Source organism: Pseudomonas sp. C32 (assembly GCF_030417915.1).
GTDB lineage: Bacteria > Pseudomonadota > Gammaproteobacteria > Pseudomonadales > Pseudomonadaceae > Aquipseudomonas.
Map to the genome: position 1 here is coordinate 259,478 of NZ_JAUHUK010000002.1, position 16,379 is coordinate 275,856.

Genomic DNA, 16,379 nt, shown 5'->3' on the forward strand with positions numbered 1-16,379 from the left:
CGCCAAAATCTTATGGATACCAGCCGCTTTAAGGATAAAGATAGGGGTAAGGTCATTCGATAAAGGGAGGAGTACCCTTATGTCGCGCACCACTGCCCCGCTCTCTGATTCGGCTTGCCGTTCAGCCAAGCCCACCGACCGCGCCTATAAGCTTTTCGACGGCGACGGCCTCTACCTTTTAGTCCAACCCAATGGCCGCAAAGGCTGGCGTTTCAGGTATGTAAAACCTGATGGTCGTGAAGGGCTGACCTCGTTTGGCAACTACCCCGTGGTCGGCCTCGCCGATGCGCGCAAGAAGCGGCTGGAGGTCAAGCGGATGCTGGCGGAAGGCATCGACCCCATCAAGTCCAAACATCAAGCCAAGACGCAAGCCACAATCCGAGGCCGAACCTTTGAGGACGCAGCCTTGGACTGGCACAAAGCGATGTCTGCCAAATGGGCTCCGGGCCATGCCAAGACGGTCCTGAGCCGCCTCAAAACCCATGTTTTTCCTCTAATCGGTGATCGCGCTATTGTCGACCTAGACACTCACGACTTGATGCAACCTCTGGAAACAATCCAGAAGCGTGGCACGATTGACGTCGCGTTAAGGGTACAAAATTACCTGCAAAGCATCATGCGCGAGGCGAAACGTGCTCGACAGATCGCAGCAAACCCTGCCTCCGACCTTGAAGGTTTGATCAAAGCGCCGAGGGTAGTTCACCGCCCAGCTTTACCCTTATCGCGCCTGCCTGAATTGCAGGAGCGCATCGACACCTACAAAGGACGAACGCTGACTCGGCTGACAGTCATGCTCTCGCTACATGTGTTTGTCCGCTCCAGCGAACTGCGCTTCGCCCGCTGGAGCGAGTTCGACCTCAAGCGCGGCACCTGGGAGATACCGGACACTCGACCCGCGCTGGACGGAGTACCCTTTTCAACAAGAGGTACGAAGATGGCCGGGGACATCCACCTTGTACCCTTATCGCCGCAAGCCGTAACCCTCCTTGAACAGATCCGCACCCTCACCGGCGAATTCGACCTGGTATTTGCAGGCGATGCCAACCCGTCGAAACCGATGTCTGAAAACACGGTGAACAGCGCGCTTCGAAATATGGGTTACGACACCAAAACCGAAATCTGTGGCCATGGATTCCGCTCGATGGCCTGCAGCGCACTGATCGAGTCAGGATTGTGGTCCGAGACCGCCATTGAAAGGCAGATGAGCCACAAGGAGCGCAACAACGTCCGCGCCGCTTACATCCACAAGGCCGAGTTCATAGAGGAGCGCAGGCTGATCATGAACTGGTGGAGCCGGTACCTGGAGGCCAACCGTCAGGAGCATGTCACTCCACACGAATTCGCGAACCAGACAGGAGCGAACGTTACTCGCCTAAAAGCAAAACGTGGCGCAACCGAGTAAGCGCTCGGTCTTCATATCTCAGCGATCCGCTTGTCCACGCGGGTCCATCCAAACAGGGCTGCAAAGCCGCCCTGCTTGGATGGACCTCACTTAAAAAATCTAAAGCCCACACAACTGTCTGTGGAAAAACCACTGATTTCCACCGGTGGATAATTTCATCCACAGCCGCAGAACTCCCGAAAATTCGAGCCTTGACCCGAATTATCCACAGGCGTAGAAAAGATCGGGCAAAGCGCTGTCGTTGACAGCAACCCAGGTAGCCAGAACCTTTAAGGCTACGCCACACCGTGGTGGTTCTCCCAAAGTGCGATTAGCGTCCGGCGGCTCGCACGGTCACTCCCCAAGGGTGATGGATGCCTACTTCTACCAGAGTGCCCACTGCGGCAACTCACACCCTTTCCTAGCTGTTCTGCAGCGACCTATCCGCTTGGCCATTTCCTTGCGCCAACCTGCGCCCGTCTCTTTCTTCCGGAAAGAGACGGGCGCTCCTACCACTGCTGCAGCCCACCTCGTACAAGGCATTGCGGCATTTCTCCTCGTGACAATCGGCGTGACAAACACCGAAGTCACCAGCAACAGCGATGCAGATGGTGGTGCCGCAGCCCAAGGAATGGACTGCACCTGACTGACAGTCAGGCATGCCCCGGTCATCGCATTGCTGCGTTTACTCGGCTCAGGATCTCGCGGCGCTGGTCTCGTCAGCCAGTGCAGCCTCCACCCGCCCACCGGTAACGGTGCTCAGGGGGCCAGATCATGAGATGCCCATGCTCCCGGTCGTAAAGAGCCGCCAGTCCCGCGTTAGTGGACAACCTCACAGGTCGCAGGGGCCTTGATCCCTGATAACACTCAACATTCTTGGCGGGATGACGTGGGGAAAGTTTTAAAAATTTTGGCTTCGAGAGGAGTTCGATCATGGCGCTGGTGGGCAGACGAGATGGGCGCAATTTTGGCTATGGGCGACAGCTGAGCTACGCCGGGCCACAGGCGTTGCGCGATCTGTTTGGCGGCGGGCATTACGGCACGGTGAAGGCGCACAGTGATCGGTGGCAGACGTTTGTACGGTGGTGTCGTTCGGAGGATGGACCAGGGTTCAACGATGCGCGGCGGATTGATCGGCAGACTTTGCTGGGCTACGCCGGGTATCTGCGTCAGCAAGTTGAACAAGGGGCTATCGGCATTGCCACCGCGCAAAACCGGTTGTCCAGCGTGAACCGAACCATAGCGGCGCTTCGCGGTGATCAGTCTGTGAAAGTGCCTAGTCCGAGCAAGGCGCTGGGAATGCGGCGCACGAGTGTTCGTCATTCGGTGCCACAAGGCCAAGACCGCGAACACGTGAAGCAGATCGTCGAGGTACTCTGCGAACACCAAATGCCTCGCGCGGCGGCCATCGCTCAGTTGGCGCGAGCCACCGGCATGCGCTTACGCGAGGCCATTTTGGCCGACCTACCGCGCTTAAAACGTGAGGCAGAACACTACGGCAAGATCAACATCCAGGATGGCACCAAAGGGGGCCGCTCAAGTGCCTCGGCTCCTCGCTGGATCAGGGTGGATGATCATATTCGCAAAGCGCTAAGATTCGCCGAACAGGTCTCACCCGGTGGCAGTCACAACCTGCTTGCGCCGAACGAAAGCTACCTCGATTTCCAACGGAAAATCGTCCGATCCGCACGGGACCTCCTCCATCTGTACAGCCTGAAAGGCTTTCATGAATTACGGACGGCCTATGCGTGCGAACGCTATGAGCAAATTACCCAGCATCCCGCGCCTATCAACGATGGCCATTGCTACCAACTCGACCGACGCCTCGATCAGGAGGCCCGAGTGCAAATCAGCTATGAACTCGGACACGGCCGTATCGACGTGGTGTCGGCTTACATTGGTGGTCGAGCATGAGCAAGCCATTCGATATGGAGGTTTTTCTGACAGGGGTGCTGAGCGGGTCGCATGCCACACGCCAGCGTCACCTTCGCCAGGCAAAGGCCATTCAACAGGCGATTTTTAATCGCTGGAACCGAGATACCCCATGGAACTGGCAGAGAAAGCATCTCGACTGGTTTCTAAATCAGCACTTGAATCAGCACGCTGAGTCGACGCGTTATTACTATCTGCTGACCATGAATTTACTCGCTCTCCGCCTAGCAAAACCATGGCAGTTCATAGCGAGAGGACGAGGTCGGCATAAATGGTAAACACAGCGTTGAACATTCCATACAAAGGAGAAACCGGCAGGAAATGCCCCGGGTGAGACCGTGAAAACAGTCACGTCAACACATGCTCACTCGATGGCTCGCCCCTTCACTGCCTGACGCCAACCGCGCAATCACTTTGTCGACGAAGTCAGGGGCAATTCAAGCGTCGCTAAGCGATGCCTCTCTACTGACTCAAGCGAACGCCTTTGATCTCATAAAAATCCGAATGATTGCCTCTATTGTGATATCACGCAGTGCTAGGATTGCCTCCACATATGTGGCACCGTGGGGTTAAAGATGGCGACGCTCAGGATGAAAGCCCTTGGCATTGAGACGTCCAAATCAGACGTCACGGGTGGTCCCAATAAACCCGCACATTCAATACCCAGACGTAAGTAAAAAGCTGGGCGACTATGATAGAGCGCGTAATGGACGAGAGCGTGTACGTCGGCGGCAATGAAGCTCAAGCCTACTTCTTCAGCAAGCTGGAGTTGTATGATAAAAATAAGTTCATAAAGAAACGCTGCAACGCCTTAGAACTCTCACATGTCCAAACCAAGCTACACCACCGCTTGGAATTCCACGTTTTTGCAAGAATTAAGTGCTTAGACGTAAGCAACGAGCGCCCCCTAGAGTGCTTGAGTAACCAAATCGAACTAATCCGTAACTCAAACGTCGATGCCTCCTACAAAAGAAGAATCTTCAAAGAAGATTTCTGCACGCCTAAATACGGGAGGTGGGCGTATAAACATCCCAATGGACAAAAAAAAATACATCGGCTTGCCAATCAGCCTAACTTTCGAAGATGGCAGCCTTCGCAAATTAGACCGCGATGTGTTGCCGTATGATAATCAAACTGATTTCCGACACAGTGTATATAGCTAGGTATATTACCCCTCTACCCGAAACGAGGAGTACCTGTTTACACCTTGTCCTTCTGTTCAGAAAAGAGGGGGAACTCATTAGTATTGCCGAGATGGAGTATTGCAGCGGAATTAGTATTTGGCCTTCTTTAGCTTCCTCTGCATTCGTAGATACCCTTAGTAAAGCTCGATGTTTCTATAAGGAAGCTCTAGCGCTCTATTTTGGTCAAAAGAATCCGTTTGAAAGGCTGGTTGAAAAACATATTTTAAATATTCTGCCCCAGATAAGCATACTTATTCATGGGGCACACATTGCATGATCTTAAAAAAACCAAACATAAATGCAGTACGATCCGAACATGATGTTTTCTGTCAAGCTGACACACATAACCTTGACAAAATAAATATCCAAATACTGTTTTATACTTAATTATGGAGTCGACTATGTTGAACGAATTAGCAGCGCTACTACATGAATTTTTCGCCACAGATCAGGCTTCCCACGCACAGCATCAGCCCGATGGGAAGTACAGGAGAAAACCTGGCGCAGTTACGAAAAAACTCTTGGAGAAGACTTTAAGTACTTCCGGATCACTTGCAATTTACCAAAAGAATAACGACCTAACAATCAAATGGATCTGTTTTGATTTTGACATTTCAAAACCAAACTTAGAGAATGAACTTAGGCCGATCGCACAAGCTGAGCTTGAGCGCACGGTCAATAGCTTCTGCACATCACTTAGTAAGCTAAATGTACCTTATCTACTAGAGTTCTCTGGAAACAGAGGCTTTCACGTTTGGATAACATTTAAAGAGAAAACAAGCTATCGTACAGGCTACGAAATCCAACAAGCCTTGATCGAGAGCACACAACTTTTCTATAATAAAGATCTGATAGGAGTAGACCTTTTTCCAAGTTCAGGTACTCCAACAGATGGCACCGGACTAGGTGTAAAGGTTCCACTTTCAAAACATACCAAATCAAAGCGTTATGCTGTGTTATTAAAAACACAATCAGAACTTTGCACATTCAAACAAACCACAGAGCTTGATAGCGAAACTATAAATGCCAACCTAGAGATTCTAAAACAACATAAAAGCACAAGCAAATCTGAATTAGAAACGGCCCTAGGGGTTATTTTCAACTTCACTCATGATGAAACATTGCGCCCCGCAAGAATAAAATCAATAGGAATACGAAACAACGGCTTCACACTGGATATGTTGCAGGCACACTGGAAAGATCACTTGCCGCTCCATACTCTAGGCAATAAAATAATAGACGGCGGAAACCTCAACCACGAGGAAAGGAAACTTCTTGTAGGCATGCTCTACAACATCAAAGCAAAAAATATAGAAGATGCAGGACAAAAAATCCTGATAGATATATTTAGCAAGAGCGAAAACTACAATCCTGAGATAACGATTCGATCCATAAAGAAATTGTCATCGTTCAATTTTCCATCACAAGAACAGATAGAAAACACTACGAATGTAAAATTTACAAGCTCACTAACAGTCGAAGATCTGATAAAGGCTTGTATTCCTACATACACGCACTTTACAGACGCCACATTTGAGATATCAAAATCCGACATTGAAATAACTAAAACAGCCGAGCTTAGCTACTTATTTCTAAACGACGAAGCTCAGTCAAAAGTGATAATAAATGAACTGTCTTCCACCGATAGCTACCGATTACTAACCCTAGTAAATAAAGTAATACAAACCCCTAAATCAGCAGAATTTTATAAGCATCTACGGAACGAACAAAACAAAGTTCGAACGCTCATTACGCTAAAAGCGCCTGAAAGAATTGCAACCTCTTGCATATTGAAGCAGCTCATTTATTTTTTAAATATCCCCCCAAGCAGCAACTCCCACGGATACAAACCAAACAAGGGTTTTAGTGACGGCTACATATTTCAGCCATGGTTGTATCTATGGATCAAATTCGTATCTAACATAAGCAGCGCAATCGAAGATCCAGACAACCAAAACTATTACATCCTTAAAACAGACATAAAAAGTTTCTACGACACTATCCCTCATGACAATCTCAAAAGGATGTTACTTGGAGGCGTTAACCCGCGGATCGACGCGAAGCTAAGTGAGTTATCAGCAGAATCAAAAAGCTCATACCAATCGCACATTGATACACTCTTTGAAATAACGGAAAGAGTTGTTAACTCAAAAGTTGGCTTGCCTCAAGGCCCAGCTTATGCAAGGTACTTAGCAGAGCTATACCTTGATAATCTTGATCTAAACCTCGACTCGAAATTGCAACTAGAGGAAATTCAGCTCTACCAACGTTATGTAGATGATATTTTCATTATTGCCCCCTCCGAAGATTCTGCCAAATCAGCACTTGCAATGCTTCGTGCAGAACTCGAATTGCTAGGACTAGATATAAACAATGAAAAAACCAGTATTACTAAAATAAGACATTTCTCCAAGGACTTTAACACTTATCGCTCTCAATCAAAGTATGCTGTTGACAGAGTCTCAAGAAATTTTGCTGACTCGACTACTACACAAAAAAATCTAGCGATAAATGAGTTCATTAAGCTCGTTCAGTCAGACAGTTGCAATGATGACTTGGCCTTTATATTTTCCCATTTGGCAGGCGTACCAACCCTTGACCCATTAAAAAGAGAAAAGGTTGAACCTACGCTGAACGCTAAAATTGGAAGAGGAAGTCTATATAAACACTTATTTAATTTTGTCTTAGACTCACCCGAAAACTGGGACGCGCTTGAGTCAGTAGATCACCTAGACGAGCTTCAATCAGAAGTATTCACTGCGAGCCTTATAACTGCACTTGAGTCTAGCAAGTCAGCTTCAGACGATCTTAAAAAACTGATAATTCGATTTGAGAAAAAATTATCAAAATCCGAGTTAACCAATGAAAACCTTACCTACCTAGCATTAGTTTTTGGCGTGGAAATTAGCTTAAAGGATATCCCTTCACCACATATAATAAACTGCTTAATAAGCCTTCCAGAGAATGAAAACCTAGAAATAAATACAAGATTAGTCGAACAGCTCAACACCGCCCTGAACGATATAAAAGAATTACCAAGATTCATTGAGGCTATATACCCCCTCTGTGCAAGCTCGAGAACTCAACGCAAAGATCTCAATGATCTAGCTGCTACATTCTATGCAAAACTTTCGACTGATGAAAGAAATGGCAAACTATCGATAGATTCCCCCCCAGAGATATGTGCTCCTTCAACTGCGTCCAAATACTACTACCTGTTATGCCTGTTCTCTATATCCAGCAAAAATAAGTCAACCGATCTATTGAGAAGTTCGTGGAAATACTGCGCACATATATTCAATACCTATGAAACAGAAATAGCTCACAGGGCACCTGACTGGTTCAAAAAAATAAGCGACATTGAATACAGCCAAGATAACGCACTACTTCTAATATCAACAATTGTTGACGGCAATATATTCCGCGGACTTATTGACAAAAGAAAAATTTTTGAGAAATTCCACAGCCTTCTACTAATATACATAACGCTCCAAGACAACGATCTAAAAAGCGCAGGCATTGAGAAAGCGCTTGACGAACTCAAAGATAAAGCCGACTTCTACAAGTGGCTTATAGACAAAGACCAGACATCAATATTTCCGACCACGAATAAGTCATGGTTTGAAAAAAATATTATCGAAAACAGTTCGATCGTATTAAAAAGAGAAAGATCTATTCTTTTCAGGAAGCCAACCACTAATTTTCATTCAACAAGTACCCCTCTAAACGAACACAATGGCTATAGTGAGATAGTTGTCGATTATACACCGGAAATTCTAAAAACCTTGACTGAGACTATTTCAGAACAGACCACAGGGCAAAAGCTAAAAAAACTCCTCGACATAATAAATGTGTGCAAAGCCTCTGGGGCGTATCCCAACATATTCTGTAAAGATCGATTACTTACCGACAATACATTATTGCCCTTCAGCCAAGAACTTGTAAACTCAAGAACAATAATACTTGAAGATAGGGACGGAAACATCGAGACACTAGTCAACAACCAGAAAAACTTTATTAAAAGTTACTTTCGATCTACTTCAAGCCACGACGCCAACATACTTATAATTAAAGATAAGTATATTGACAACTTGGGCGACGCTATTGACGCTGTCGAATTTATAAAACACTTGCTACTACAGATTGAAGAAATAAATGGATCTGAGGATCCGTTTTACTTCGACTTAGCTGCAGCAGCCGCTCTATATCTCTCGATCGACGAAACTGAGCCGGCAAGAAGAATCGACAAATTTGTTGATCAATACCATCGCTTTAATCAAAAGGACAGTGATCGTCATATATACGCCATCGATCAAAGTACGACCCCCACTGATAGCACACCAATACACCTATTAAACACTATAGAAGCAGCTTTAAAATTAATCCCTACAACAGTGACCCCTTCGTTAGCTTTATATCTTCATACCGATATTGAGCAATACAGGAAGAACTTTTGCGAACTCGTAGAGCGGCACAGTTCCGAAACTTCAACCTTAGACACAGTTCAGTTCAAGCGCATCAGACCTATAGTTTCTCCAATCAGCGAGTCCCTACATTTCGATGGAAAAGATTATCCATTCAACATGGTACAGCTAGTAAACATAACCACTAATGAAATTCATCAATTTGAGACGAAACACTCCATAGCTATAAGCTCGTCTGAGCACGTTTACTTCTACGAGGATTCGTCCGGCATATATATTGCTGCCATGCACAGTTTTATAAGTAAAATATATAAATCCATAACAAGCAGACTGGACATTTATTCCTCCAAAGGAAATCACTTCAAAAGTTACCCAACCACTATTTTTGACGAAAAAAATATATTGTCCTTAAATGGCTTTAGCTCTGCCGTGGATGTAGTTTCAATACACCGAGACATATCCAAAACCGATGCGCATTCAAATTTAGTACAGTGGCTTAGCTCCCTGCCAAAAAAATTCCACCAAGCGTTAGTAACATTAATATCTGCTCACACAGTGATGCATAAAGAGGACATCTTTAAGTTTACAAAAAAAGTCGAGCATTTACTAAGTGAAGAAGGTAGTAACCCTTTTCTAATAAAGCACATCGGCGACTACAATGGTACGCACCGAGTATTATTTAAGGACAACGATATTGGTCGTAGTATCGAGAGTCTCTCTCCGGCAAGTATTGCAATTGACTCCGAAAGAGCGACTCTTATAACCGACACAATCATCACAGGATCGCAAATAATTTCCTCAATGAATTTTTACTTGACGGGCATAGAAACCAAATCTAACTCAAATAACTTCCTAATCCCAGTCGAACACAGGGAAGCCTTGATATCAAACTTGAAAAAATTAAAATCAATTGACATCTGTACAATTTTATATACAGCAAATGCGATTAGAAACATCGAAACATTTCTAAAAAGCGCGATGAATGAAGCCGTAAAGGTAAATGTTATCTGTGGAAAAGATATCGGTGAGAACGCGCTCTTCGGCACTACGAGCCGAATAGGAGAACAGGATAAAGATCTAATTCGCAACATCCTTAGGGACCAAGAGTCCATGCAGAACCTTCTCGATCATCTTGATGTAATACCCACCTTCAAAAAGTCAAAGTCAAATATAGACGAGGAAATTAATAAAACCAATTTGGTTGCGCGATATCAATCGTTGCCAAAGAAATGTTTTGTATTTCTGAAAACCGGTTTGAGGCATGCGCCTACATGTCATCCACTTACTCGGATACGCGAGCTAAACGAGTAGCCTGGGAGAGTTTAAGATGGTCAAGGGGATATTTGTTGTCTGTCCCCTTACATCTCTAAGGAAGAGTTCGCAGGGCTGGTGTAATATTGATCGTAGACAGACGGCTTCAATGCTCCTAATGTTCGACGGCGACGCATCAGTAACAGCTGTAAGCCAGATCACATTAACCTACTCGGTCGAATTCAAACTGAGTGAGCCATCGCCAAATCTATTTCGTGGTTCTCCTACTTCGGCGAGGTCCGTGCGCATACGATTCTGAAAAATGGTTGCGGGGCATGGATCACCCCTGCATTGAAATTGATCTTCACATATGATTTCTAGAACAGATCAATGGCCCAGCGGCTTGTGAATTATCAATTCTGCTCCCCTGGAGAATCACCTGAACCAGATCAATCCGCAAAAATCGTCTATGACTACATTCCGAGCGAGAACTCCTCTCCGACGATCGGCACAGAAGCGCGGCCTAACGATAAGGATAGGTTTAGGGATAGAAAGCTAAAACAACTGGATAAAAGTTTTTTACTTACAAAATGTTATGGAAATTTTCGACTCCTGGTGCCGCACCATACAAAACAAAGCCCTCGTAGAAATACGAGGGCTTTGTTGTTTCTGGCATTCCAGAAATCCCTAGAAGCTTCCACATTGCTGCGATAAGACCAACAAAGCCTTATCTCCATCGACAGACCAAACTCTGCCCGCGCGCCTACCATTTCACATCAGCGCAACATTGACGGGCGCTTACACCTACCTACAACACACCCCAACACACCCGCCAAGCCTAGGTTGACCCAGTCAGCAAGCTCAAATCGTACGGTTTTTTTGGTTCTTCACGGATTACCGGGATAGACGCTCTTGATCTTCATGAAAAAGAATTTGCTGTCCCGGTAACCGTACGCCATCCGTTTGATGACTTTTATTCGATTGTTGATGCCTTCCAACTGGCCCTTATGCATCGGCCAGCGAACCCGGCCGACGATGCCGTACGCACGGTGCAGGTCAAATGGAATGCCACCAAAACCGTGTTGGAAGCGGATTTGAACGGCATCACCATTTTGTGGACGCCCAAAGGACCGCTAGCCATTCCGCCCATGGTCCACCCTGAGCAACGCAGTAGCGATCCCCTCATCATGGTTCACCCCATACCGGAAAACACAGACTCCGGGATTGAGGGTTATCCGGCTGGCGAGGATGTTGAGACCGACGACCGTATTCTGGTATTCCCGGCAGACACCGGCCTTAGCTCCCTGTACGTGGTGTTCGCTCGACCTATCGGCGGCGACCACAGCTATCACCCGGCTCCCAGAGGTTTGACGGCTTTCCCTGATGCGGTGCTCAGCCCCTCGAAGAGTTCAGTCAAAGGCGGCGGGCATAAACGTAAACGCTGGAAAGATCGTAAGGGCCGGATCTATGAGTGGGATTATGAGAATGGCCGGGTTGAGCTATACGACAAGCAGGGCAAGCATCTGGGAGAGTTCAACCCTGAGACGGGAGAGCGAGCAAAAGACGCCGAGCCAGGTCGAACCACGCCTAAATAAATCTTGATTGGAACCCAAAAAATGAAACATGAGATTCTTGCGTTCGACAAGCAAACCGAGCAATTAGCTTTCAGCATTGAGATCCCTGCCGATCAGATTGATAAGTTGGCAGAGGTAATGGCTTGGAGTGAGCCAGAAGATGCAATCTATGAGTACGACCTATCGCCGGAGCAGATAAGCCACCTTGAAAACATGACGGGCAGGGTATTCAGTAGTCCGGCCTATATTTTTCAGCTGTCTTGTAGTGTATGAACGAAGCCAACGGGCTGTCTGGATTCAAGGCTGCCTGGATTCAAGCAGTAAGCATTTAGCGGCAATCCAGCATGCACCTGGAGCTATTTTTTTCACATGCGTTCCTTTTTGAGTACCTTTTCAGTTTCCAAACAAACAGAAAGCCAATAAAACCGGCGCTCATACCACGTGTATTTGGTTCCTGGTGCGCACCATACTGAATCGCTCCCGGTTTCGTAGACACTTCTGAGCGTCCGCTGTTGGGCGATTGTCGTCCCTCATGATGTGGCTTTTGGTCGTGTGTAGCAGAGGTTTAATCCGCCGATTGAATCTGGCACTCAACAATAGGCGCTTTTAATCCTCACCTATGGTTGTTTCTCGAAAGACCTTGCAGGCCTTGTTCTGTAAGGACTCCAGAGGATTACCAGAATCTCCGGATCTAACACCGGTCAACCTAGCCCGTGACCGATTTGAACCCCGGTCTAACGACCCAATCGTTAATCGATCAGTCTGGCCATGCCGTTAATGATTGTTTTCACCATCGAGGGCAGCCCATCGGCAAACCTCCTCAGTGCCCCGCGCTCTGTCCCCCATCGACATGCAGGATTTCGCCCGTGACAAACCTGGCGCTATCCAGATACACCACCGCCTGAGAAATATCGTCGACTTCGCCCATGTGCCCCATCGGGTGCAAATTCCCCAACGCTTCATGTGTCTCTTCGCCGTGCATCGGGGTCTTGATGATGCCTGGGGAAACCGCGTTTACCCGAATCCCGCGCTTGGCATATTCGATGGCCAGTGATCGGGTCGCAGCGTTGAGTCCACCTTTGGTCGGGATGATGGGAAGGGCGTTGGAGCTGAATGTATGAGCTTGGCGGGAGGGGATAAAGGTGGGGCCGGGAACTTCATTCATTACGCTATGTAATGAGTGTGACCCGCATCATCGCGACCCGAGCAATAGATGGCACCTTGACATCAGTTAACGTATTACCTTAAAACTGTGCCCTCTTCTGAATTTATCGAGACATGGATGTCGGCGAAATCCCCGCTTTTTACCCGCTGGCAGCTTGTGCTCGCAGCAATGATTGTCGCCTTGGCCGTTCTCGACCCTTTCGGGCTTTCGAGTTCAAGCAGCAATGCTTCGGCGCAATGGCTTAACCGGGTATTTGCCGGCAGCTACAAGAGCGCGGGCCAACAGCAAATCGCGGTCATTTTGATCGACGACGCCTACCTGATGCGCAACAACACTTACTGGCCCATGCCGTACGGCGAACAAAGCAAACTGTTCAAACGCCTCATGGCCTATAAGCCCAAAGCGGTGTTTGTCGATTTCATGTACAGCCACGATCACTCCGCGGGAGACATGACTCAAGGCAGCCAGTTGCTGGCCAATGTTTTCGAGCGTTACCGCCATCAGGGCATTCCATTGTTGCTGGCCAATACGGGGCAAACTCGCAATGAAGAGGGGCAACCCAATACGCTGGAGAGTCTCGCCCGGGTCAGCACCCCTGCGCTGGTAACCTGGAGTGGCTTCGGCAACAAATACCCGCTGGCGGTCGAAACACCGCTAGGACCAATGGAAACTCCGGCTCTGGCAATGTACCGCCAATATTGCCAGGCGCAGGCCTGCGCAGATTTGCCGCGGGATACACAGGCTGCCGTACAGGCGCCCCCTATAGCCATCCAATGGGGAATCAAACTGGCGCCGGAACAATTGCGCATCGCGGATATTGGCCATTGCGCGGCGTCCGAAAAGTTACTTTTATTGAAAGAGTTAGCCCAAGCGATTTTCTGGAAGCTCGCGGGCCCCGATCAATCGCGTTGCCTCTACAACGTCACACTCTCTGCCAGCGATCTGGAGGCCAATACGCCCGAAGACCGCGCCGTGCTGACGGAGCTGCTGCGTGATCGCCTGGTGCTCGTCGGAGCGAATATTACTTCGACCGGCGACCTCATCCAATCACCCGTGCACGGCAAGATCCCCGGTATCTACTTGCACGCCATGGCGCTGGATAATCTCGTGACGCTGGGCATGAACTATGACCGCGACCCCGAGACCTTGCTGAACTTCGATATCAGTTGGCTCGACTTGCTGGAAGTCGCACTACTGGGCTTGATTGCACTGCTCAAAGCCCTTAATGCGCGGCAAAACCCGGCTACGGGGATCATTGATTGGAACGTTGGAAAACGAAATTACCTGCGTTCCTCTGTTGCGTACTTCCTTCTGATGGTGACGCTCCTCTGGCTGCTCAGCTATGGGCTTCACAAGTTTCACTACACACCGGTCAACGTGCTCGCCGTGCTGATGCTTTCGCTGGCGCTGTTCAGCGAAAAAATCCAGGAATTGTTCGCGAAGAAACACTGATCGCCGCCTCGTTTTTCATTCAATAAAAAGGAATCAAGGATGACCAGAAAAGCCGCTTTGCTACTGACCGTATTGTTCAGCCAGGCCGCTTGGTCGGCCACACCGACGGTTGAGGCGTTTCTCGCCGACCCGATCGCATTACTCGACGCACAAGGCAAACTCGAACGTGAATTGCCGCTCAAAGATGCCCCGAAAAGTGCCTTGCCGGTGTTGCAGTACAACGAGGCACTGGAGCTGGTGCAGATTGAACTGGCGGGCCAGAAAGTTTGGCTGGATACCATGGATCTGCGCTTGAACCCCACCAAGATGGTCAAACTGCCTTGCCAGAAAATGCCGAGCAGCAAGATTGCCGACGCCCAAAACAATTCCACCATCGGTTTTGGTGCCGGGTGTAAACAGTAAGGGGTGGGCAAATGAAAAGATCCCTCCTTGCAGTGACTATTCTGTCCGGTTCATTGCTCAGCGGCTGCAACACACTGAACGGCGCCAATGATGCGTTGATGAACCTGGCCGGGCCATCGACTCAATCCAGAATCGCCGGGAAATATGTTGAGCATGTAACCGTTCGTGAACATTACAAGCTTGATGTGCAGCAACAGGGCAAACAACGTTTGAGCTACGATGGCCGCGCAATCCCGGCCACCGAGATCCGCCAGAACAACCTGGTGGATGTACCGATGCTGCAAAGCTACCTGCAAGGCATTGTCACTCGTCTGTCCAAGGGTTGGCCCGGAGAGCTGCCACCCCTGCAAGTGCGGATTACCGACAGCTACGCGTTCGGCCCCGCAGCGGACCCGCTTGGCAATGTCTTCGTTCCTTTGGGCATGCTGGATAACGTCGAGAGCGAAGACGAAATCGCTGCCATGCTGGGTCATGAAATGAGTCATGTGCTACTGCGCCACCATGACCGCATGGAAGCCTTCAAGCAGCAGAAAGAGTTGATGACCAACGTCGCCACGACCGTGGTGTTCGCCGCCATGGCGACCAACACAGGCGTGGATCGCAGCTCCGGCACGATGAAGCTGATAAGCAAAGACCCCCTCGGCACGCAAAAAACCATCGGCAACACCGTCATGTTTACCGCGCTGGCCAACAGCTTCTCGGACAACGTCTGGAGCACCGCATGGGGACGTAGCCAGGAGGACCAGGCCGACTTGTTAGGCACTGACCTGATGATCCGTGCCGGTTACGCACCTCGTGCTGCCAGCTACACGTTGCAACGCCTGAATGACTTTCAGGGCAAACAGAAACCGCTGCTAAGCAGTTTTCTCAGTGCTCGCAAGACCGCAATGCAACAGTCTTTGGCGCAATTCAATCTCAACAGTTTCACCCAAGAACTGGACGTGCTGCTTAATCAGGGTTTGACCACCGGTATTACCGCAACCAGTGAATACTTCAACCGCTCGCACATGTCGCCGATGGGCCGTGACGAGGAACTTCGTCAATACCTGCAACGCGAGTACCGTCAGGAACGTCGAGCGCGAGTTGACCCGCGTAGCTGGGTAAAAGTCCGCGATGCAGCTCCAGTGGCCTCAGCCATGCAGGCTTACAAAGACGCCTACGCAGCGAATACGGCGCTGGAACAGGGCAAGATCGCGGAGGCGGACACCCTCAGCCAGCGCGCACTGTCCTCGCCAGTCAAAGACCAACCAGGCATTCGTCGCACCGCATTCGCCGTGCACCTTGCTCAAGGCAAGAGCGCTGAGGCGCTGAAAGATCTTCAGTCGATCAAGGACTGGTCACTGGCCGCACCATCGACTTATGACCTGATAATCGGCTACCACCTGAAACGCGGTGATGCTCAATCGGCGCTGGTGATGATCGACAAAGCCGAGCGCAACCTGGGCTCGGAAGAATTGTTCATCACTGAAAAGTTGCTCGCCAATCAACAACTCAACGATGCAACGCAAGTTCAGAACGTGCTGCGAAAGTGCGAGCAATATCCGACCCGTAAAGACAACTGCAAAAAACTCGCCCCGATAAAAGCCTGATCCCGGATCTGTAAATTCGCTTGAA

General features: G+C 48.8%; 9 protein-coding genes and 2 pseudogenes. 9 read left to right on the top strand and 2 right to left on the bottom strand.

What is annotated here, in order from left to right:
- The first annotated feature begins 79 nt into the window (after nt 1-79).
- The 4 genes from QYH43_RS03460 to QYH43_RS03475 all read left to right on the top strand — a co-directional run bounded on the left by QYH43_RS03460 (nt 80) and on the right by QYH43_RS03475 (nt 10,232).
- Nucleotides 80-1,402, top strand: coding sequence for an integrase arm-type DNA-binding domain-containing protein (locus tag QYH43_RS03460; RefSeq protein ID WP_301156308.1), 1,323 nt, complete (start codon nt 80-82; stop codon nt 1,400-1,402).
- A 912-nt stretch (nt 1,403-2,314) separates the two neighbouring features.
- Nucleotides 2,315-3,295, top strand: coding sequence for an integrase domain-containing protein (locus QYH43_RS03465; RefSeq protein WP_301156310.1), 981 nt, complete (start codon nt 2,315-2,317; stop codon nt 3,293-3,295).
- Complete coding sequence (locus tag QYH43_RS03470; protein WP_258709099.1) at nt 3,292-3,591, top strand: hypothetical protein; 300 nt, start codon at nt 3,292-3,294, stop codon at nt 3,589-3,591. Before QYH43_RS03465 ends, QYH43_RS03470 begins: the two co-directional genes overlap by 4 nt.
- Nucleotides 3,592-4,898: 1,307 nt before the next feature.
- Nucleotides 4,899-10,232, top strand: a complete 5,334-nt coding sequence (locus QYH43_RS03475; protein WP_258709098.1) for an RNA-directed DNA polymerase — start codon at nt 4,899-4,901, stop codon at nt 10,230-10,232.
- An 827-nt stretch (nt 10,233-11,059) separates the two neighbouring features.
- On the opposite strand, the pseudogene QYH43_RS03480 reads toward QYH43_RS03475, so the two are convergent.
- Nucleotides 11,060-11,191 (bottom strand): annotated as a pseudogene (locus QYH43_RS03480) (transposase); the annotation flags it as partial.
- On the opposite strand from QYH43_RS03480, the gene QYH43_RS03485 reads away from it, so the two are divergent.
- Nucleotides 11,180-11,767 (top strand): colicin E3/pyocin S6 family cytotoxin, encoded by a 588-nt coding sequence (locus QYH43_RS03485; protein WP_367316867.1) that lies wholly within the window; start codon nt 11,180-11,182, stop codon nt 11,765-11,767. The pseudogene QYH43_RS03480 and the gene QYH43_RS03485 sit on opposite strands and share 12 nt — an antisense overlap.
- Nucleotides 11,768-11,788: 21 nt before the next feature.
- Complete coding sequence (locus QYH43_RS03490; protein WP_095058254.1) at nt 11,789-12,019, top strand: hypothetical protein; 231 nt, start codon at nt 11,789-11,791, stop codon at nt 12,017-12,019.
- A gap of 547 nt (nt 12,020-12,566) precedes the next feature.
- On the opposite strand, the pseudogene QYH43_RS03495 reads toward QYH43_RS03490, so the two are convergent.
- Nucleotides 12,567-12,857 (bottom strand): annotated as a pseudogene (locus tag QYH43_RS03495) (SDR family oxidoreductase); the annotation flags it as partial.
- 171 nt (nt 12,858-13,028) lie between these two features.
- On the opposite strand from QYH43_RS03495, the gene QYH43_RS03500 reads away from it, so the two are divergent.
- From QYH43_RS03500 to QYH43_RS03510, 3 genes are read left to right on the top strand one after another with little or no spacing between them, the layout of a single operon-like run.
- Nucleotides 13,029-14,363: a CHASE2 domain-containing protein gene (locus QYH43_RS03500; RefSeq protein WP_301156311.1), complete on the top strand. Its 1,335-nt coding sequence runs from the start codon at nt 13,029-13,031 to the stop codon at nt 14,361-14,363.
- 39 nt (nt 14,364-14,402) lie between these two features.
- Nucleotides 14,403-14,765 carry a hypothetical protein gene (locus tag QYH43_RS03505; RefSeq protein ID WP_301156312.1) on the top strand — a complete coding sequence of 121 codons (363 nt, stop codon included), beginning with the start codon at nt 14,403-14,405 and terminating at the stop codon, nt 14,763-14,765.
- A gap of 11 nt (nt 14,766-14,776) precedes the next feature.
- A complete protein-coding gene (locus tag QYH43_RS03510; RefSeq protein ID WP_301156313.1) occupies nt 14,777-16,354 on the top strand; it encodes a M48 family metallopeptidase in 1,578 nt (525 codons plus the stop codon).
- Nucleotides 16,355-16,379 lie beyond the last annotated feature (25 nt).